Origin of the sequence: Zymobacter palmae, from assembly GCF_003610015.1 — a bacterium.
Taxonomy (GTDB): domain Bacteria; phylum Pseudomonadota; class Gammaproteobacteria; order Pseudomonadales; family Halomonadaceae; genus Zymobacter; species Zymobacter palmae.
Map to the genome: position 1 here is coordinate 1,756,834 of NZ_AP018933.1, position 20,392 is coordinate 1,777,225.

Here is a 20,392-nt window from a genome sequence, read left to right on the forward strand (position 1 = left end):
TGTTCATTTCAGGCTTACCGCACTAGGGTTTGTACGAAAAGTCGGCGAGCGACGACCAGACAAGGCAAAAATCAGCGAAAAGACGGAGTTTACGGGGGTCAATGAGTACTTTGAGCTGATTTTTAACGCCGTATGGCCGAGCACAGGCAGTTTTCGTACAAAGCCTAACAACATATTTCATCACCCCATACCCATATCATTAAAGGGACTTCAAACCACGATTGCGGTAGCAACGGTTTATTGTAGAAAGGTGTAGAAAGGGCAAAAGCAATCAACCACTCAGGTTATGAAATAGTCTCTAATAAGGCGGCGATCACTATTGCCCCTCGATATAAGTCCCTACCGCAAAAAGGCCAACACGGATAACGAAGCGCTTTTCCCGACAAGCGGCAAAATCTTTTTTTGTAACTCACTAGCAAAGGACTCATTGCCTCGCGGCGGCAGGCGGCAGGCGGCAGGCGGCAGGCGGCAGGCGGCAGGCGGCAGGCGGCAGGCGGCAGGCGGCAGGCGGCAGGCGGCAGGCGGCAGGCGGCAGGCGGCAGGCGGCAGGCGGCAGGCGGCAGGCGGCAGGCGGCAGGCGGCAGGCGGCAGGCGGCAGGCGGCAGGCGGCAGGCGGCAGGCGGCAGGCGGCAGGCGGCAGGCGGCAGGCGGCAGGCGGCAGGCGGCAGGCGGCAGGCGGCAGGCGGCAGGCGGCAGGCGGCAGGCGGCAGGCGGCAGGATGATATTCAACGCCCTGTCCCGAGCAACACCCACCCTCGCCTATTAGCACCGCTGCTCAACCAAAATGCTCTTTTGCCAGCAACTGTTGAATCACGCTGACTGCCGTACGATCGCCCCCCGCCGCCACTAACACTTCTACAGCAAAGCTGGCAGGTGCAGGAGCCGGAGCGGTAATGATCGCGCCATCACGTATGGCCTGAGGCTGATCGACATAGCGAATCGTTCCAGAGTAGGCTGGCGCATGCTGATCAAGATACCCGGGAGCATTCGACGTATGCTGCACATGTTGCAGCAGCCCTGCATGCGCCAGCGCCAGCGTGCCTCCACAGATGCCCGCTATGATGCACCCTTGTGCATGAGCCGCCTGAAGCTGACGGGTCAGCGCCACAGACTCACCCTGTTCAAGTGCCGGGCCTCCGCAGACCACTACCACCCCGCGGTCAGGTGCCTGAAAGCGTGCGGTATCGGCAATATGCAAACCGGCCGCCGAGTGCAATGCCCCACCCTCCGGGGATGCAAAGTGAATGGGCGCACCAAAAAACGCACGTCCAAGGCCACTCAATGGCGCAATTTCCCAATCCGAATAGCCATCCGTGATTACAATGGTAATAGGCAACATGATAGTTCCCGTTATGGTGATAATAACCAACAATATATAAAAGATGCTTCCGCTCTTCTTTTTTCTTGCCCGCGAAAACCATATGTCATTATCTTCACCTCTGTAACGCTACATTCATGCCGTGGGTAACACGAGAGGTCTGGCCGTAGGTAGAGCTACCGAGTTACCCATTGAGGGCTGAATTCCCCACAGACTCCTACATCAGCATTTGGCACGACAAAACGCGCATATCGCTGTGCTCAACGGTATAGCTCATTACTTTTTCATCACTCTGTACACTGGGTTTTCCTCATTAGCAGCGTTTTTTTCAACGGGTAATTGCACATCATGCATGGCTTATCGATACTAATAGCACCATAACGCTCAGCATGAAAATGCATATCAGAACAGCTTTGATTAATATAACTTTGGCTAAAAAAAGGATGAACTAAATATGCGAAATAAAATCTCCATCTCACCGGGGAGCGTTATAAGCAACCAAGAACTATGCGAAAAATTTCGCTGTGGTCCTCAAGGAGGAATGAGACGATCAAACAAAACCAATTCTTTAGTACTTATAACAGATCTGGAGGGATCAAACTACAAGGATGAATGGCAAGATGACATATTATTATATACAGGGATGGGGCAACTAGGTGACCAAGAATTAAACAAATATCAAAACAAAACACTCAATAATTCCCCTTACAATAATATCACTATTTATTATTTTGAAAAGCACGAACCAAATCATTATTGCTATGTGGGAATAATGAAAAAGGTAAAACCTGCATACTTTAGTATACAATCTGATAAAAACGGATCTCTTAGAAAGGTTTGGATATTTCCACTAAAGCTATTGTCAAAAACAATTCCACCTTCTGTAGCAGAAAAAACAGCCCTCTATGAGATAAAAAAGGAATATAACCTTTATAAAAAAAGTAAAATTGATTTATATAAAAAAGCATCAAAAATAAACCAAAGAAGCTATCGCAGACACATAACCAATCAATATATTAGAAGCCCGGAGATTTCGGCTCTAATCAAAAAAGAAGCAGATGGGCGCTGCGATTTATGCAATAATGAGGCACCTTTCTTAGATATAGAAGGATTACCATTTTTAGAATGCCACCATATTGAATGGCTTTCAAATGGAGGGAGCGACTGCCTAGATAATACTGTAGCTCTTTGCCCAAATTGCCATCGGAAAATGCATGTTATAAATAACAAAGACGACATAAACAATCTTAAACAGATCGCTATACAGCGAATAAAAGAAATGGAAGAAAACTACAGATCAGATAATAGTTAACCATATGTTTATAATAATTGAAGCGCTCTAACCAACTATAGGTATAAGTTATGATAGACATCGACACCCATATCCATAAGGTCGAAAGCGCTTTGAACGAGGAAGAGCGCTCGGCGTGGGCGGCCATTCGAGGGGCCTCGGAAACAGAGCTGGCGCGTTTGCTTGAAGCGTACCCACAGTGTCCCGCCATGCTGGTGGATCTGCTGCGCAAAATCGGTGGCACTTACCATCGTCGCTATCCCGACGGCTATGTCGCGCAGCCTATATTTGGCAGCGATGTGGGGGAAGATTTCGGCTATTACCTGCTGTCCTGCGATGACATGCTCGACGAGCGCCGCTATGCCGATACCATTGCCGAACGCTACAGCGAGTTCATGGGCCAGCCCGACATCATCGACGTCGCCCCAGAAATCGACATCCATACTCCCATGAACCAATGGCTCTGCTTTGCGCACTGCATCAACAATGGCGGCACCTCAATGCTATACATCGACGTTACGCCGACCGACAAAGGTACCGTGGGCCAGGTCGTGCGCTACCTTCATGATCCCGACAGTTACATCGTGCTGGCCTCATCATTTCCGGCCTATATCGCACAACTGATCGAAGGCGACTACGGCTACGTCAGCGACGAAGACGACGAGTGACGGCGGTAAGATACATCCGGTTTATCTATGAGCAGGCGAGTCATTCCGCTTTCCAGCCCCCTACCGCCACTTGATCGCGCGCGTTGAGCGGCTCATATGTCTGACCGAGGCATCACTCACGTGGACGAGAAGACAAGTCAGCCAGCGCGACATGCCCGAAACAAAACGCGCCGTCAGCCAAGGCTCACGGCGCGCATAAGGTTGGGGTGAAACGCTGTCGGTCAGGCCAACTGATAGGCGAAGGCACCGGCCCAGCCAAAGCGACGCTGTACGTGCACGGCATTTTCCAGCACGTCCACTAATTCAAGGTACTGCTCATCGCCGAGCGCGGCGCGGGAAGTCGCGGCGGAGGCCCACACCAACGTGGTGGCCTTCGGTAGGCCGGTCACCAACAGTTCGTGCAAACCGTCAAGGTCATGGCACCACGTCACCTCATCCCCCAAGGCGGTGGCACACTGTTGAAAGAAATCATCGAAAGAATGGATCTGCTGACCGTCAATAGGAATCTGCATACGTGTCAAAGCGTCTCTGTAGGCGGTGGCAAACGGATGCAAGGCACCCTAAAACGACAAGGGCGAGTGATAATCACCCGCCCTTGAAGGGGCCGTATATTAACCGCTTATGCTATGACATGCGACCCTAAGGGCCGCGGCCTACATCACGCTGCGCTGCAACGTGCCTACTCTGCCACGCTGATTTCGATCAGCAACGCCGTTTCTGCTGGTAATGTCGGCAACCGCAATCCTGCGTTCATTAGCCACTGTCCGCTGATCCGTGCCGTCGGTTCCTTCATCCACGGCACCTGCTGATAGTCGACCTCTTCCGGCGCATCCAACACCCGAATGTGGTAGTTCTGTTCGGGATCAAGCCCCGGGATACGAATGACCTCGTTGACGGCATACCGTGACGGCTGCAGCTGAGCAACGCCTATCACCGCATGGCGAACGCCAAAGATACCCCCGGCAAGGCTACTAACAGGATCCAGCGTTTCAATGCGCAGGCTGCGTCCAACGTGCAGCAGCCCACGCAGCTGTTTGTACAGCGCGACGTAGCGTGCCACGGCTTCCTGCTGTTCACGGGTCAGCGCCAGCATATCGAAGGTTAGCCCCATATGGCCGAACAGTGCCGTCAATCCTGATATCGTCAGGCTCTGGCGACGCGCACGGGTATGCGTTACTCCCACGTGCGTACCGATGACCTCCGGCGGGAAGAAATAGGACAGCCCATACTGAATGCGCTGCTGATCAAGCGCATCGCTGGCACTGGACGCCCAGAAACGGCGAATGTAGCGCAGCAACCCATAGTCGATGCGCCCGCCCCCGATCACGCACGGCTCGAAGGCCGTCTCGGGATGGCGCGTACGCAGCAGATCCAGCATCGCCGTCGCTCGCTCCATCTGAGCCTGCGCTAACGCTTCATGGCTGGACTGCACCAATTCGCGGCAGAACTCCCATTTCACGAAGTTGATAGGGTAGTCGGACAGCATGCGGTCCATCTGCTCGAACAGCCAGTTCCACGCCTCGCTATGGGTAAGATTGAGCACGTACTGCGCCTGCTGTTCAGGCACATCGTCCTTGCTGAGCCGTAGCACCCACTCAGGATGACGCTTGCGGCACGTTTCATCGGCCATCAGACGCTCAGGCGCCAGCCAGATACCGAACTGCATGCTGTGATCCTGTACATAGTCAATCAGCTGACGCACATCCTTCGCTGAGACCTGACCGTCCGACAGTTCGAAGGTGGCATCCTGCGAAGGGTTGCGGGCATGACAGGTACGGCCAATCTCCATGATGAAACGCTCAATGCCCAGCCGCGCCGCACGGGCGGCCATGCGCCGTAGCTCTTCACGGGAATGAGCTTCCCATACCGAACGCGTCAGGTTGAGCTGTACGGGGCGCTGGGCAGCACCGCGTCGAGCCCCAAGATGCTGACGCACATAGAGGTGGAAAGATTGGCTCATGGTATTAAGCCCGTGCGGTCCATAGGCCGCATAGAGCCACGGCGTATCGCAAGACTTGCCCGGATCTAGGCGCAACTCAGCCTGCTGATGAAGTGCTTCAGCCTGCAGAAAGCGTCGGCCGTCCGCCCGCGTATCGACACGCAAGCGATGATCCCCGCCCCATGCCAGATGCGCTCCCCACACTTCACCATGCTGTTCGGAGAAGTGTGCCGTCCCCACTACAATGCCGGGGAACTGGTCGTGCTGGCGCGCATGGCGGTATTCCTGCAGGTAGCCACCGTACTGCGGCTGGATCCGATGAGTATGAAATGCCTGCAGCCACTGACCATGGAACCCCATTACTTCGACCGCACGCTCAGCCAACGGCAGCACAAGCCCAAAACGCCGCACACGGAACGCCACATCCCCTTGGTTGGTCAATCGCTGCCAGAGCCCGAGCACACCCGTTTCAGCATCCAGCGACAACCGGATTTCCAACTCCAGTTCAGCGGCACGATCCACGCAGCACAGCCGCACCTGCTCGTCTTCGCAGTCATAGCTGAGCGTTTCGAAAGATAGCGGTGCCAGCGAATAGCGGTCACGATATCCCTCTATTGCCAGTCCCGCAGCCGACTGCCATTGGCCTGCACCATCTGTTGCAGAAGGCCGCACCTGCTGATCCGCCATCGCCGGCATGGCCAGCGTCAGCGCATCATCGCTTGAGGCTGCCGACAGACGCGGCCCCCAGTACAGCAGGCGCGGATAAGGTCTCACCTGCAACAGTAGCGAACTGTTACCACCCTCCAGACGTACGGTGTCGTTGTCCATGACCTATCACTCCTTCACCACCCTGACGAAAAAGTAACTGCTTTGGTTAGAGCATATGCCGAAGCGGCAGGGTTGTCAGTGCCTACTCTTGTCGACCTTGCTTGAGTCCTTCCCGCCTGTACAAAAGACGTAGATAGCGTATTTTTGACGATATTCAGTCTATAACACGTTCTTTCTATGCCCGCCTGACACAGTGAAACGGCAATGATTTTTGCCTAAAAAGCAAGGATCCACGCCTACCTATCGCTCATCGCTATGCACAAAGAAAATACGATCAATACCGCCGGCAGAGTGGCATTAGTCTTCACCACTTGCTCATGCTAAACCGCCTGTCATGCCGCCATCGTATTTGCGCCGTGCTCTAAGAGCGTGCTTTATCGCTTCAATACCTATGTCATAAAGGGGCTTCACACCACAAAATTGCGCTAGAAACCGTCTATTTTAGAAAAGGGAAAAGCACTCAAAACTGTCTCAAAACATGACCACTGGCCCCTCTTCGCTAGGCGCGCGAGTGCCATTATCAGTATGCCTGTGCGATAACGCGCACTGTCACCGCCTTCAGCAGCTCACCCTATCTGCATGTAAAACGGGCCATACGACGCTCAGTCATATGGCCCGCTCTTCAGTGCACAGTGATCGTCATAGCACTCATTGCCACGGCGCCCAGGCGGCACTGATCACTAGAGGTCAGCGTCGATGTCGACTTCGTTGACCAGCTTAAAGTTGACGAATTCCTTGAGCCCCAGCTCGGTCAGCTCGCGACCATATCCAGAGCGACGAATGCCACCGAACGGAAGGTCAGCATGCGTCACGGTCGGATGGTTGATATGCACCATCCCGGTTGAGAACCGCCGAGCCACACGCTGCGCCCGTTCAGAATCAGCACTGAACACGGAACCACCCAACCCAAAAGGCGAGTCGTTGGCAATGCGCAGCGCGTCTTCATCATCCTTAGCGCGATAGAGCTGGGTCACCGGCCCAAAGAACTCCCAGCGATAAGCAGGGTTGTCCGGCGTGACGTTTTCCAGCAGGCGCGGTTGAGCGAAGAAGCCTTGGGACGGCACTTTCAGCCCCAACTCGGCGACCTTAGCCCCGTGCGCCACAGCATCACTGACCTGTTTTTCCAACCGGTCGAGCGCTTCCTGGGATGACAACGGTGCCAGCGATGTACCGGACTGCTCCGGATCGCCCGCTTTCAGCTCACTGACCGCCTTGGAATAGGCCTCAACGAAACGGTCATAAAGGCTGTCGGCGATCACTAGGCGTTTGGAGGCCGAGCACACCTGACCTGCATTGGTGTGGCGCCCTTTCACAGCCCACGCCACAGTTTTGTCGAGCGGCGCATCGTCCAATACGATGAAAGCATCTGAACCGCCCAGCTCCAGCGTTGATTTTTTCAGCGCCTTACCGGCCATCTCGGCAACCACACTGCCCGCACGTTCAGACCCCGTCAGAGCAACACCCTGAATGCGAGGATCTTCAATCAGCGTTTGCAACTGCTCACGGGTGGCAAACAGGTTCTGATACACCCCTTCAGGCGCACCCGCATCCTCCATCAGCTTCTCAAACGCCAACGCGCACTGCGGCACATTGGAGGCATGTTTCAGCACAATGGTATTTCCCACCGCCAGCTGGGGCGCCAGAATGCGCGCAATCTGGTAGAACGGGAAGTTCCACGGTTCAATGGCCAGCAGCACACCCAGCGGCTCTTGATAAAGCACTGGCTTGCCCTGCGAGGCCTGGGTGACGGGCAAAGGTTGAGGTGCCAGCAAGCGCTCGGCGTGGGTCACGTAGTAGTCAATGATGCGCGCGGACAGATCTATTTCAGCACGCGCTTCTCGCGCCAGCTTGCCCATTTCCAACGTGATCAGATGCGCATACGGCTCCTCGCGCTCACGTAGCAGACGCGCGGCCCGAGCCAGCACCTGCACACGTTCGGCGACAGAACGCTCGCGCCACGACTCGAATGCCTCTTGAGCAGAGTCCAACGCCAGAGCGACGTCCTGATCCGTCGTTTCGGGAAATTCAGCCACCGTTTCACCCGTGAACGGATTGATAGTGACATAGGCCATGCTGCACCTCCTTGTTCAAGAAGAAGAACCAGACACCCTGTCGGTCCTTCGCTAAGCCGAGCACACCGCTTTGATAAAGGGGCAAGAGGTATGCACACACTTACATTGCATCTGTATTTGACACTAGTACTAGGACTCTTAGCTTGTCCAGAGGTTCAGCTGTACACAGGGGGGAGAACATCCTCCTTCATGCGCCAATGAGCCTAACCCCGTGCATAAAAAGCGGTTATGGCACCAAAGAAAAATGACAGGATGTTGAAAGTGAGACACCACACGCATGGTGCTTTTTGAGAGGGAACCCGCTAGGGCTTGCAAAGCGAAAGAAGACAAAAAAGAAGAAAAAACAGCCGACCACGAAGGCCGTCATGAGGTAAAGAGCCATTTCCGTCAACAATGTAACGAGAGAAGCACCAGAAAACGCTGTTCAAGCCGCTTCTGGCGCTTTTTCATCATGCCATCGTAGTCACTTACAGTTCGATAGCCCCTGACGCGTTGCTGCCTCGTCCCTGTGTCGGACAGGCTTTGGGCTCACCCGCCGGCAGCTCGGTCGGCGTCACATTCATAGATGCGGGACCGTCGAATACATGCTGAGCGCCCTTGATGTCGATAGAGCCCGGAGCATGGATCATGATGTTGCCGCCCTCGATCTGAATATAACCACCGCCGCTGGACAGCAGGATACCGCTGGACGCGTCAATCTGAACCTTGCCGTTGGTCGAGCTAATATGCAGGTCCTGTTTGGCCGTCAGCGCCATTTCATCCGACTGGGCCTGTATCTCGACCTTGCCCTTACCAGCGAACAGCTTGATGCCCGCGTTATAGACAAACAGCGACAGTTTCTCGGTAATCGACGCTAGCAGACTCTTACCGGTCGCAATGGTCGTGTCCTGACCACTGGTCAGCGTCAGGTTTTCACCCTGAGCGATATGGGTCGACTGCGGCGTGGTCACGCTGATTCCCGCCGGCGAAGCCGCATGCAACCACGGCGCACTCATCCGGCGCGACTGTCCCGTACCGCCTGCAGCACTGGCTTGTGCCGCTGCCGAGGCAGCATCGGTCGCTGTCGAACTCGCCGCACTGCCAAAAGCCACTGTCGCTTCTTCTGCCGCCTGCTGTAGCGGCGCCGCACTGCTCAGTGGCTCGGCCTTGTGCTGATTGGCCAGATCGCTCAGGCGATCATTGAGACGCTGGGCGCTGGTCAGCTGCTGACGCGCAGGATCGACATCCAGCTGGTCACCGCCCGCATGAGGCTGCCCCCAGCTCGACAGATATAGCCCTTCATTGGCACGAACCGCCCCGTAAGCATCACTGCGCAGCTCGAAGCCAAGACCACGGAAGGCTCCGCGCTCATTGCCTTCTTGATGGATCAGATAGCCGAGGTTCAACTGGGAATGCTGTTGGTCGGTACCCAAGCGGACACGGCTTTGGCCGGTCGCATCGTCGAACACCAACTCGTTGTAACCGCCCCCACGATAATTCTGGGTATGAAAGCCCGACAGCAGACCGTTGCTGTGCCACAACGGCGTACGTTCGCCGTTATAGACTCGCCCAGTGATGATCGGTCGATCAGGGTCACCTTCGAGAAAGCTGATAATGACTTCCTGCCCAACTCGCGGCACGAACACCGCTCCCCAGCCACCGTCAGCATTGGCCTGCGACACACGCAACCAACAACTGGAGCGCTCGTTGTACTGACCGCTGCGGTCCCAGTGGAACTGCACCTTGACGCGATTGAGGCTGTCGGTATGAATCTGCTCGTTGGCCGGTCCAACCACGATTGCCGTCTGCGGGCCGCCCAGTTCCGGTTTGGTATGCAGGATCGGTGTACGGTACGGCAGATTGCGATACTGTGCTTCCAGCTGAACGTGGAAGAACGCCGTACTGCTCGTCTGCTGTTCAGAGGCCCCTTCCACTTCATGCCCCGTGGCATCGCGCAGCGCCTTAAGCTGCGGCTCAAGACTGCCAGGCATCTGGCGCCGAGTAGCCGCCATTGGCAGATTGTTTTCCGCCGCCCAGTCCAGCCCTACCAGCAAAAACGTGCGCTTTTCTAGGCCGCCACCATCGTGATTGGGGTGCTGACTTAGAATGAAACCGTGACCCACGCTGAGCTGGCGCGCGCCCCCAGCCCCCGTGAAGCGCTCGACCCTCGACTCATGGCCTTCCATCAGCGTCTCACCCAGCTGATGACCACGATCATAACGGTTGAACGCGTATTCTCCGGGATAATCGTACTGCTCCATCACCGGCAGGTTACCCTGATTGTCGACCGTATCGAGCTGCACGCGAAGAGGAGCCGCTGGCGCCTTATAATCGAACGAACCGAGGCTCACCCGCGTCGACTGCAACTGGCGACGCTGCCCCCAGTCGGTCAGACTATCGAACTGCTCGGTAGCCGACTGGCGATGGAAGCGGATGGTGTCGGGCGACACATTAGGGCAAGTATCGTTGTCATCGGTAAACACTATGACGTGCTTGTCGCCTTCCTGTACCACATACCACCAGATACCTTCCTCTTCCAGAAGACGACTGATGAAGTGATAGGTGGTTTCGCGGTACTGCACACAGTAGCTGCGCTTTGGATAGCGTTCCTGATGACGTAGCTCGAACCGGAAACCGCCTTCACTGAACGCATGTCCCTCAAGTACCTGCGTGACGATCTCGACAGTCGTCAGATCCTGGAAGATGCGACTATCGGTGATGTGCTCCAACAGCGTAATCCACGGTTTAAGCACCAACTGATAATCACTGACACCGCCATCGCCCCCCAGCAGAGCGGCATCACTGACGATGGCATGCAGATCACGATAGGAACCGTCAGCCTGAAGGATCGACAGCGTGACGGGCTGCGCCAGCAACTGACGTAGGTCGAGGTCATGCTGCTGCGACAGACAGTCCACGGTAAACGTAAAGGGAGCACTCAGATTTTCTCGGGCCACGACACGCTGAACCAGCAGCGCATTGTCCCCAAGCGGCGTAGATAACTTCAGTAGACGCTGAGCATCAGACAGCGTGACAGCAAACAGCTGCCGCAGTGACGCAAGCATATTCATGATAATGTCCCTGCATCTTTATCAAGCTTGTTTTAGATAATGAGGTAATAAGCGCCATGCACTGCACAGCCCTTTTCCTGCCCTGTTCGCTAGCCAAAAGCGTAACGTACCGATAATACACGACTCCCCTACACATCAAAAGTGACCTATCTGCCATATAGACAGGTGTAATAAAGGTTCCCCATAGGCAATGCTACTATCGTTTCCTTATGGTTAAAGAGCATCTGTCAGCATCGGCAGGAAGACTGATAATTCACCACCGCCCGTCAAGACAAAATAAATAGGCAGACGCATCACCGAAAAGCATAGCCGCGCTGGTCATTATGTTTTCACAAACAGGCAGCTATAGGCGCTATAACTCAAGGAACAGATCAACTATTTTTCCCATCGAATCCGAGATTGAAGGAGAAAATCTATAGTTTATTTTCACCCACTTATTATCGCTGCATCACCCATTTTCATATAGAACAATTTTTTATTATATGAAATAACAATAGATCACACAAAAATTATGTATTCACCCAAATATTCATATTACTGCATATTATCTACAATTAAATATATAACACCCATAGGCGCTTTTTAAGCCAGGAATTCACTACAAAATTCCCATTTTTTACTTAAAAGGTACTTACGTTCACTTTAGGTATTGCTGTATTTTAGTGCAGTAGCTATCGCTGCCATCAGTTCCTTACAGTAACAAGATGTTAATCAGCCGCCAGGAGGATGCGACAAAATGAACAATCAATGGCAAATCGACTTTTTCACTGGGCTGGATAATGCCGTGGATATGCAGGATGTTCTGGACATCACACAGAAGACGATCAAACCTTTCGGGTTCGATTTCTGCGGATGGCGCTCCAAAATACCGTTGCCTTTATCCAACAACCGCAGATTCTCTACCCTTCGCGCCAACGAAGATAGAGTGAGCGAGCAGGAAGAAAACGGCTTCTATGATGAAGCCCCTGTCGCCAAGCACTGCGCCTTATCGACAGAACCCATATCATGGCGCGGAACGACCGAAGACCCCACCTTCCTGCAAGCACCAGATTTAATATCAGAATATTATAGCTCTGGTCACTACGGAGGCTGGGCGCAGTCGATGATCGAGAGCAAGAATGTCTTCAGCATGCTACTGGTCGATAGCGTCAACATACTGGATCAGAAGGATATCGACCACGTAGACTTGCAAATGCAATGGGTAGCCACTGCCGTCTTGAGCAAGATGACAAAATTCCGCTTGAAGCCCAATGTAAGACTGAGCGAAAGGGAAAAAGAAGTATTGAGGTGGTCCGGAGACGGCAAAACGGCATGGGAAATTAGCCAGATCTTGAACCTAAGCCAAAGCACCGTGAACTTCCATATGCGCAGCGCAATGTACAAACTGGATGCCCCAAATAAGACGAATGCCCTTGTAAAAGCAATCTATCTTGGCCTTCTCTACTGATGGCAGCTATAACCCGTCAATAAATGGCGGGTTTTTTACTCTTTTATTCAATGCCAATGTTTTTATAATCATACATAAACTATAACAGCCATTACCATGACCAATAGTGAAGAACACCTCAGATAACAGTACCGCACCTATTATTATTTTTACATACTTGCGGTCGGTGATTTCTTCAATTCCTTCTGCTATCCAAATAAAAGCTGAAATATTCCCCTCCTACAGATACAAAAAAGCCTGTCCAATCGGGTTAGGAGCATAGAAAAAGACGTTCAATGCGTCTCATATAAATGAGGCCCCAAAACTGGGGCCGTAGAAAATTATTTGTAGAGTGGCTGTAATTGCGGTGCGATAGTATCAATCACCACATCTTTACGTTTCAGGCGCGGAGTCTTGGTTAACTTGGCCTTATAGGTGTCAAGTTGGTCTTCTGGGACGTCGAAGCGAGATAGCCGCGCCTTTACCGCACTGGCTCCCGCTATGATTGGTTTGGTAGGTATGTTGTGGTGTATGAAGCAATCTTCTACACGATGCGGTTTAAGAGCATGTTTTATAACCCAATACCTATGCCTTTGACGGGACGTCAAACCACAAAGTTGCGCTAGAAACCGTCTGTTAGCATGAACGACCCTGCAAATAACAAAGTGGTCAATCCCGAAGACCTTAGCCTATCGCTGCTGGCAATGGGACCGACGTGATCAAACTGGTCACGCCGAAGTACGTGTACCCCTACGTCACCTGCACAGGGATGAGCCACCAAACAACCGCCCGTAATGGCGTCACGCTATTGAAGGTAAACCTCACATTCAAAGAAGTACGCGTAACGGGAACGACCTCTTTTCCAAATGCCAAAAAGAACAGCGGCGCGCCGATGTGTGAAGGTGGACAGAGTTCAGCACAAACGGTAGACACCAGCAGCCTCCCGCTGATCTTCGACGGCTTCACATCACAGAATGGTGTCGTCACCAGCACAACAGTGAACGCCAACTGGCTCGATACGCTCACCAGCGGCTACGACCAGCTGAGTCAATTTAATGACACGGCGCAGCGCTTCTTCGGCAAACTGGGGATAGGATGAACGTACAGATCATACCGCTACAGCAAGCGCCCTCTCAGCAGTTCAGTATCAACCTCAACAACCAATCCTGCACAATCAAAGTCCATCAGCGCGATGGCCACGTCTACGTCGACCTGTACGTGAATGGTGAGGCTGTCGTGCTTGGCGCACTGGCACGGGACCGCGTAGGCCTAACGCGGCATGCGTATCTCACCTTCAACGGGGAGCTACTGTTTGTTGATACGCGGGAGCGCGATGATCCGCGCTACACGGATTTCAGTGCAAGGTGGTCTTTGTTATATCTCTATGACAGCTAACGCACGCCTTACCTGTCTTTTAAGACAGCTACCTCTATCGCTTACCCACATGATAAAAAAGCCTAAAAATACCAATCATGACAATAAGTTGTCTTTTAAAAAGAGGGTGGACTATGAACATAAAGGGATGGGTGCGTTTGGGAGATAAAGCTGCCTGCGGAGGTGCGGTGGTTGAAGGGTGCCAAAATGTTATCAGTCATGGTCGACCGTTGGCACATGTGGGATCAGCCATGGCCTGCCCCTTCGGATGTCGCATCATCGAAGGCGATGCCACAACAACCTTACCTAACCGCAGAAATGCCGTGCTTCACGGTCACCGTACGTCTATGGGTTGCCCTATCGTATCATCTCTCAACAACGTCAATGGGCAAGGCACTTTGCCGGGAGAACCGATCGTCAATACATTCTATTCTGACCCCGATAATCCACCCTCAGAAAAAACTGCAGGTGGCTGGCTGCCCGCGACACACGACGACCACTTCGTGATAACCAACCCACATGGAGAGCCTATCCCTCATGTGCCTTATCGCATTCAGTTAGCAGATGGCCACATCGAAGAAGGCATCTCTGACATGGCAGGCAAGACGCATATGCTGACCCAGACTCTCAGCGCCCAAGAGTTTCGCGTTTGGATCAAGGCACCGATGGCATGAACTCGATAGAACATAGTGAAGGTCAAGATACCTGGCGCTTAGTCGCCACAGGCACAACTACGCCTATCGAAGATAACACACCTAAAATCATTAACGTTTGTAATTGCCCAGAGCTAGGCTATTGGTGTGCTGAATATATCACGGGAGAAATGAAGAAGAACCTTTATACGCCTGAAGGGGAAAAGTTATTATCATTTACCACTACGGCAAATCCCATAACTGCATATGACAACTTGCCATTGTGGCGAAAAATATTTGACTCTCACAGTAATTCAATTGCTTATAAAAATGCTTTAGAAAGTGAAGAAAAGGCTCTACGCTATTGGAAGGACTTGGTTGGTTATAATTGCATATGGGATCATAAACCAGCCTTAAAGGAAAACCTGAAAAGAATATTAAGAGAAAGGGGGTTTTCGGTCGAAGGCTCTTCGTGGGCATGGAGTAAACTAAACAATTTTGACTATTATTATGATATTTGGTCAAATATTCATTATGGCTTTATAGGCGTTCATGCGGGATTTTTACCTGACTCATTAACAGCAGGCGCATCAGCAGCCCAATATTTAAATGATAGAGGGTCCAAAAGTGGCACTCAATATCACCCCGAAAATGGCGCCTTTTATAATAGGTTTGACGACATATCAGATCAAATATCTATAAAAATTGGCATTGAATTAGCCAAGGAAAAGACACCTCATGATTTATCTGTTAGTGATTTGATAAATAAAATAGAATCAATTCCTATCCCTTGGGGAAGCGAAAATTCTCCAGCCAAAAGGAAGCATGTATGCTTACATCGGCTTTAGCATGTATATTATTCTCTAATTGCGGGTGCCCCAACGATGCAGTTACAATAAACATTGTATCCCCAACGAACAGTCGCCAGGGGTCACTCATAAGAATATATGGCGAACAATTCGATGATATCAAATATGTTTCAATACCAGGAAAATCAAGCAATTTCAAAATATGTGAAATAAAAAGCAATGAAGATCCCGGGAAAATAAACGTGGTAATTGAAAACAAATCCCGATCTGAAGGGCAATTTACAGTTTCTGAAAAATTCTCAGAAATTAAAATAATTTTAGATAAAGATGGCAGATTTGATAAAGCATATATACGCTGATCGTCATCTTTTATAAGCCTGCAAAGTGTGGTTTTTTATTATCCGGAATCCCTATGCTCAAAAAACGCAAGATCGTCACTCGTATTAGCTTGTCTACTGATAGTGGTGAGTTCGACGGCGGCAAGGGGCGCGATGTGATCTTGGAGGGCTATCGTACGATGGCCGAGATCACCGATATCTCATGGTATTCCGGCGGCACCCTCTCCATGCGTATCTATGGCGTACAACCCGAGGTCATGAACAAGCTGTCGACGCTGGGCATACGCACCGACATCGTGGCCAAGAACACCATTTCCGTTCTTGCAGGATACGAGGCAGGCAGCGGTGAACCGGGCAGACTGGATGAGATCTATTCAGGCTCGATACACACTGCCTACGCTGACTATTCAGCTCAGCCCAACGTTTCACTCTCACTTGAGGCTACGGCCGGTTTCTTCGAAGGCCTGCAACGGGTGCCGCCAACGGCTCATCGAGGCGATACCAAGGTGGCCCCGCTGATTGAGGCCCTTGCCAACGAAATCGGCTGGGCGTTCGTCAACGATGGCGTCACCACGGTATTGCGCGATATCTGTGTGGAAGGCTCTGCTATCGAACAGATTCATGACTTGGCTCGCGCGGCGGGCATCGCCTGCATCATGAGCTCGAACACGGTCACCATCTCCCCTTATAACGGCATCACCTCATCGACACCCGTTGAGGTATCCCCTGAGACAGGACTGATTGGCTACCCTGCCTTTGCTTCAGGTGGTATTGCCGCGAATACCCTTTTCAACCCAGCCATCAAAGCAGGCGGCAAGGTCAATCTCTCCACGTTCGTACCGCAAGCCAACGGTGAGTTCAACGTTCACACCGTGCAGCACCGCATCTCGTGCGAGGCTCCAGATGGGGAGTGGTCGACGCACTTTTATGCCAACAAAGAAGGCCTACACCTGAACGGACGCCATGACTAACACTGCTCCCTACGGCCGCCCCGAAGCGGCACGTGCCTCTATGAAGGCCGACTTCGATTTCATCATCGACCGCATCATTGGCAAGCACCGCACTGTAACGCTGGTACAGGTAGTCGCCGTAAGAGATGAGAACAGCAGCGGCGAGACTGATGCAGACCACCACGGCCAATCTGCGCTTTACAGGTACACCCACGGGTAACGTTACCGTCACCTTTCCGGCATGGGCCAAGCGCTACTCAATCATCAACGACTGCGCTGGCGATGGTGCCATCATCTGCACGACAGGTAACGGCGAATCGGTCAGCATCAAGAACGGGGCAAAGTACGAAGTCGGCTGTGACGGCAAGAACCTGACCATATCCACGGTCAATGCCTCCCAATTATTCGCCGAGGCTAACAAGAACATCAGCGCCCTTGATGCCCCGACCGTACAGCAGCTGCTAACGCACTGGACAGTGCAGCCGCTCATGCGGCAAGCGATTTCGACGTAGTAGGAAGTGCCAAGGCGGCGGCGGATACGCTCGCAAAGTGCCTCACAAAGACTGCTACTACAGGTGATATGGCCGACGCCCTCGGCACACTGGCCATTGAGCATGGCGGCACCGGGGCCACAGATGCAGCAAAGGCTCGCGATAACCTTGGTTTGAAAGCGGGCGCTACGATGAGCCGCTCTGGGGACGCATGGAGCCAGCTTTATGGTGCAGATGATGAACTCTTGACGACAAAACAATTTGTAGAGTTTTTGAAAGCCTTCGAACTAAAGCGAAGCGACAGCTCTGGTCCTTCTCGCGGCTATCAGAAACTTCCTAGCGGACTCATCATCCAGTGGGGATATGAAGCAGGGAGTTAATAGCAATGGGGCTGGCTTCACCTCCTTCTCCCCGCTGTATAACGGCTATCGTTATACACGTTATACTTTTGGGCGTTTTTTCTTCCAGAAACGAAAAAAGGGAACCAGCTAAGTAGCTGGTTCCCTTAATGTTCTGGCGGAGGGACAGGGATTCGAACCCTGGAAGGGCTATTAACCCTTGCCGGTTTTCAAGACCGGTGCATTCAACCGCTCTGCCATCCCTCCGACGGGTACAAATACTACTCTCTTACCCCTTTAAGGTCAACCAATTTCTTACTTAATCAGCAAGTTGATCTACGTGATAAGATCGCTGAGATGGCCCTACGTTCCGTAGTGCTGACCACGTGATCAAGCCGTTCCAGGTAGGTCGCGGAATCTCCCCAGCCCTCCCCCGAAAAATGACGACAGCGGCATTAAACCGCTGTCGTCGTGACTTACAGCAGATCCATCAGTGAGGTGCCATTCAGCATGGCGTAGGAGCGGATGGCCGCTTCGTAACCCACCTGACTCAGGGAGTAGTTGGAGATGGCCTCTGCCATATCCGTTACGCCCAATTTGTCGATGCTGTCCTGCAGGTTGACCTTATTGTCTGCCCACTGGGTATCCAACGCGCTGATTTCATTCATTCGCGTTCCGCCTTCGGCGCGCACGATGGAAATGTTGTCCATTCCGCTGTCCAGCTTCTTGAGGCCCGCTGATAGCGTATCTTGAATGCTACTGACGCTCGTCGTACCGTCTTCCGTAGGCGTTTCCAGCGCGTTAACCATGTCTTTGATGACGTTGAACAAGTTTTCGCCATCGCTGGTCTTAAAGGCGCTGTCTGCGGTCACTACACCGCTCACCGTGCGGCTAGCGTCCACACGGTAGCTCATGCGATCACCGCCCTGATAGTCCTGACCGCTGGCCGTTTGGGTGATGGTCATGGTCGATTCATCAATATTATATGGCGGCTGGTCGCTTTTATAACCAGAAAACAAGTAATTACCACTACCGTCGCGTGTACTCGCTACGCTGGACAGTGTTTCATAGTCACCACGGAGGTTCTTAGCCAGAGCGCTGCGATCCTCATCGGTCAATGTACCGTTCAATGCCTGAACGACCCGGGTTCGCACGTCCTGTAATGCATCCGTTGCGCTGCTAAGTGCCGTTTCCTGCAGCTTGAGCTGATTGTTCATCTCTGTACGCGTGCTGCTGTACTGACCGTTCTTGGACATTTCATTGTCCAGCCCTACCAAGCGTGCCGAACCGTAGGCGTCATCCGACGGGTTGGTAATGCGCTGGTTAGTGATGACCTTGGTGTATGCCTCTTCCATCGTTGTCTGCTGTTTCTGCATGCCTGCCAGGCTACGACTCTGCAGCAAGGAACTACTGATCCGCATGATGTACTCCTAAATAACGTTCGATAACCTATATCGTTGATAACTGCCCGAATCAGTTCAGCTGCAGGATGGTATCCATCAGTGTCATGGCAGTAGACAGGATCTTGGAGTTGGCCTTGTAGTAGGTCTGGAACTGCATCAGATTTGAAAATTCTTCGTCAGTGTTGACCCCTGACAGGGATTGTTGCTTCTCTTCGAGCTGGGATGTGACCTTGCCCTGCGCTGTCACGCGGTTGTTGATATCTGTGACCGCAGTACCTACAGCGCTGACGTTACTGGCATACGCTTCGCTGAAACTCATTTCGGTGTTGCCGATCTGAAAGCGCTGGTTTTGCAGATCTGCCAGCAGCAGAGCATTGCGGTTGTCCTTTTCGCCAGAATCAGAAGCGGATGCAGCGGCCAGCTTGCGCGGATCCGTGATGGCAACCTTGATACCCGCCGCCGCATCTGGTGCGCTTGCCTCTATTTCGAACAGAGCGCTGCCCTGCTGACCATCCATATCGTAACCCTGAGTCTGGATGGCGTTGACCTGCGTCACTACCGTCTGTGCCAGGTTGCTGAGGTTAGTACGCGCATTGGCCAGATCACCATTACGGAATTCAGCGGTACCGCCCAGCGTCCCGCCCGTCAACGTTTGCGCGCGGGTTTCATCCAACTTGAAGTAATCGCTACCGGCTACCAGTGTGGAACCATCGCTCAGGCTGATGTTGAGCTGTGTGCCATCCTGCGCGATTACATCGACACCGACGATCTTACTCAGCTCGGCCACGGCCTGATCACGAGCATCCAGCAGTTCGTTGGGCTCGGCGTTGGTCTCTGCACGAACCTTAGAAATCTTTTCGTTCAGCTGGCTGATTTGTTCGCCGTACTTATTCACCTGCTCGACGTTGGTCTTGATCGTGGCATCGGCAGTCGATTCGTATGTCTGCAGCTGGCTGGACAGAGAGTTGAACAGGTTAGCCATCGACTGGCCGTTGCTCAGCACGGTCTGTCGTGCAGCCGTCGACGTCGGATCCTGAGCCAGCGTAGAGGTCGCTGAGAAGAATTCGTTAATGCGCTTGTCGAGCGACGTGCTGTCGGTGGACGAATAGGTATACAGCTTGTCCAGTTTATTCAGGCCGTCCTGCTGTGCTGTGTAATCAGCCTGCGAGCTATAAGAGCTGTTGCGCTGATTGTTGAGCGTCGAATCGTAGTAGCGCTCAGCATTGCTCGTGAAGACACCACTCCCTACGCGAATCACGCCACCACTCTGCGGCGCTTCAGTCGAAGTGACATACTGGCGAGAGTAGTTTTTATTCGTGTAGTTACCGAGGTTGTTGCTTGTCGTTGCCAATTGAGCGTTGGCATTGCGCAGGCCGCTGGTCGCAATACTAAACAAGTTACTCATGTTGGGTTTGCCCTTGAGATATTGCCATTGGAGTGGTGAAAAAGGTCTTGCAAATAATTG

The 20,392-nt window shown here is 52.6% G+C and carries 20 protein-coding genes and 1 tRNA gene; 12 read left to right on the forward strand and 9 right to left on the reverse strand.

Translation table 11 applies throughout. From position 1 onward, the window contains the following. Nucleotides 1-339: 339 nt before the first annotated feature. Together ZBT109_RS13845 and ZBT109_RS07780 are read right to left on the reverse strand one after the other, a co-directional pair. Complete coding sequence (locus tag ZBT109_RS13845) at nucleotides 340-729, reverse strand: ribosomal eL19 family protein (RefSeq protein ID WP_170144700.1); 390 nt, start codon at nucleotides 727-729, stop codon at nucleotides 340-342. A 46-nt stretch (nucleotides 730-775) separates the two neighbouring features. Continuing rightward, nucleotides 776-1,339: a DJ-1/PfpI family protein gene (locus ZBT109_RS07780; protein WP_027705489.1), complete on the reverse strand. Its 564-nt coding sequence runs from the start codon at nucleotides 1,337-1,339 to the stop codon at nucleotides 776-778. 433 nt (nucleotides 1,340-1,772) lie between these two features. Here ZBT109_RS07780 and ZBT109_RS07785 point away from each other — a divergent pair, with 433 nt between their 5' ends. Both ZBT109_RS07785 and ZBT109_RS07790 read left to right on the forward strand, forming a co-directional pair. Further along, nucleotides 1,773-2,630, forward strand: coding sequence for an HNH endonuclease (locus ZBT109_RS07785; RefSeq protein WP_027705488.1), 858 nt, complete (start codon nucleotides 1,773-1,775; stop codon nucleotides 2,628-2,630). 50 nt (nucleotides 2,631-2,680) lie between these two features. After that, on the forward strand, nucleotides 2,681-3,277 hold the full coding sequence (locus ZBT109_RS07790; protein ID WP_027705487.1) for an SMI1/KNR4 family protein: 597 nt from the start codon (nucleotides 2,681-2,683) through the stop codon (nucleotides 3,275-3,277). A gap of 221 nt (nucleotides 3,278-3,498) precedes the next feature. On the opposite strand, the gene ZBT109_RS07795 is transcribed toward ZBT109_RS07790, so the two are convergent. From ZBT109_RS07795 to ZBT109_RS07810, 4 genes are all read right to left on the reverse strand, one after another. Beyond that, nucleotides 3,499-3,789 carry a barstar family protein gene (locus ZBT109_RS07795; RefSeq protein WP_027705486.1) on the reverse strand — a complete coding sequence of 97 codons (291 nt, stop codon included), beginning with the start codon at nucleotides 3,787-3,789 and terminating at the stop codon, nucleotides 3,499-3,501. Nucleotides 3,790-3,956: 167 nt separating this feature from the next. After that, nucleotides 3,957-6,044 carry an alpha-galactosidase gene (locus ZBT109_RS07800; RefSeq protein ID WP_027705485.1) on the reverse strand — a complete coding sequence of 696 codons (2,088 nt, stop codon included), beginning with the start codon at nucleotides 6,042-6,044 and terminating at the stop codon, nucleotides 3,957-3,959. A 680-nt stretch (nucleotides 6,045-6,724) separates the two neighbouring features. Beyond that, a complete protein-coding gene (locus ZBT109_RS07805) occupies nucleotides 6,725-8,116 on the reverse strand; it encodes an NAD-dependent succinate-semialdehyde dehydrogenase (RefSeq protein WP_027705484.1) in 1,392 nt (463 codons plus the stop codon). Between the two features lie 467 nt (nucleotides 8,117-8,583). Then, nucleotides 8,584-11,166 carry a type VI secretion system Vgr family protein gene (locus ZBT109_RS07810; RefSeq protein ID WP_027705483.1) on the reverse strand — a complete coding sequence of 861 codons (2,583 nt, stop codon included), beginning with the start codon at nucleotides 11,164-11,166 and terminating at the stop codon, nucleotides 8,584-8,586. A 736-nt stretch (nucleotides 11,167-11,902) separates the two neighbouring features. On the opposite strand from ZBT109_RS07810, the gene ZBT109_RS07815 reads away from it, so the two are divergent. From ZBT109_RS07815 to ZBT109_RS07850, 10 genes are all read left to right on the forward strand, one after another. Continuing rightward, nucleotides 11,903-12,613 (forward strand): LuxR C-terminal-related transcriptional regulator, encoded by a 711-nt coding sequence (locus ZBT109_RS07815; RefSeq protein ID WP_051523922.1) that lies wholly within the window; start codon nucleotides 11,903-11,905, stop codon nucleotides 12,611-12,613. 694 nt (nucleotides 12,614-13,307) lie between these two features. Then, on the forward strand, nucleotides 13,308-13,691 hold the full coding sequence (locus ZBT109_RS07820) for a hypothetical protein (protein WP_027705482.1): 384 nt from the start codon (nucleotides 13,308-13,310) through the stop codon (nucleotides 13,689-13,691). Next, a complete protein-coding gene (locus ZBT109_RS07825) occupies nucleotides 13,688-13,987 on the forward strand; it encodes a phage baseplate plug family protein (RefSeq protein WP_027705481.1) in 300 nt (99 codons plus the stop codon). The genes ZBT109_RS07820 and ZBT109_RS07825 overlap by 4 nt, the downstream gene beginning before the upstream one ends. Before the next feature lie 113 nt (nucleotides 13,988-14,100). Then, complete coding sequence (locus tag ZBT109_RS07830; protein WP_051523920.1) at nucleotides 14,101-14,640, forward strand: PAAR domain-containing protein; 540 nt, start codon at nucleotides 14,101-14,103, stop codon at nucleotides 14,638-14,640. Beyond that, a complete protein-coding gene (locus tag ZBT109_RS07835) occupies nucleotides 14,637-15,446 on the forward strand; it encodes a polymorphic toxin type 44 domain-containing protein (protein WP_084261839.1) in 810 nt (269 codons plus the stop codon). Before ZBT109_RS07830 ends, ZBT109_RS07835 begins: the two co-directional genes overlap by 4 nt. Then, nucleotides 15,428-15,766 carry a hypothetical protein gene (locus tag ZBT109_RS13600; RefSeq protein WP_145984502.1) on the forward strand — a complete coding sequence of 113 codons (339 nt, stop codon included), beginning with the start codon at nucleotides 15,428-15,430 and terminating at the stop codon, nucleotides 15,764-15,766. Before ZBT109_RS07835 ends, ZBT109_RS13600 begins: the two co-directional genes overlap by 19 nt. A gap of 53 nt (nucleotides 15,767-15,819) precedes the next feature. Next, a complete protein-coding gene (locus ZBT109_RS07840) occupies nucleotides 15,820-16,716 on the forward strand; it encodes a baseplate hub protein (protein ID WP_027705480.1) in 897 nt (298 codons plus the stop codon). Next, complete coding sequence (locus tag ZBT109_RS13605) at nucleotides 16,709-16,915, forward strand: hypothetical protein (protein WP_145984503.1); 207 nt, start codon at nucleotides 16,709-16,711, stop codon at nucleotides 16,913-16,915. The genes ZBT109_RS07840 and ZBT109_RS13605 overlap by 8 nt, the downstream gene beginning before the upstream one ends. Further along, nucleotides 16,866-17,207 carry a hypothetical protein gene (locus ZBT109_RS07845; RefSeq protein ID WP_027705479.1) on the forward strand — a complete coding sequence of 114 codons (342 nt, stop codon included), beginning with the start codon at nucleotides 16,866-16,868 and terminating at the stop codon, nucleotides 17,205-17,207. The genes ZBT109_RS13605 and ZBT109_RS07845 overlap by 50 nt, the downstream gene beginning before the upstream one ends. A gap of 68 nt (nucleotides 17,208-17,275) precedes the next feature. After that, a complete protein-coding gene (locus ZBT109_RS07850) occupies nucleotides 17,276-17,566 on the forward strand; it encodes a hypothetical protein (protein ID WP_027705478.1) in 291 nt (96 codons plus the stop codon). Between the two features lie 134 nt (nucleotides 17,567-17,700). On the opposite strand, the gene ZBT109_RS07855 is transcribed toward ZBT109_RS07850, so the two are convergent. The 3 genes from ZBT109_RS07855 to flgK all read right to left on the reverse strand — a co-directional run bounded on the left by ZBT109_RS07855 (nucleotide 17,701) and on the right by flgK (nucleotide 20,332). Next, nucleotides 17,701-17,791: transfer RNA gene (locus tag ZBT109_RS07855), tRNA-Ser, on the reverse strand. 209 nt (nucleotides 17,792-18,000) lie between these two features. Beyond that, nucleotides 18,001-18,945 carry a flagellar hook-associated protein FlgL gene (gene flgL, locus ZBT109_RS07860; protein WP_027705477.1) on the reverse strand — a complete coding sequence of 315 codons (945 nt, stop codon included), beginning with the start codon at nucleotides 18,943-18,945 and terminating at the stop codon, nucleotides 18,001-18,003. 52 nt (nucleotides 18,946-18,997) lie between these two features. After that, nucleotides 18,998-20,332, reverse strand: coding sequence for a flagellar hook-associated protein FlgK (gene flgK, locus ZBT109_RS07865; protein ID WP_027705476.1), 1,335 nt, complete (start codon nucleotides 20,330-20,332; stop codon nucleotides 18,998-19,000). Nucleotides 20,333-20,392 lie beyond the last annotated feature (60 nt).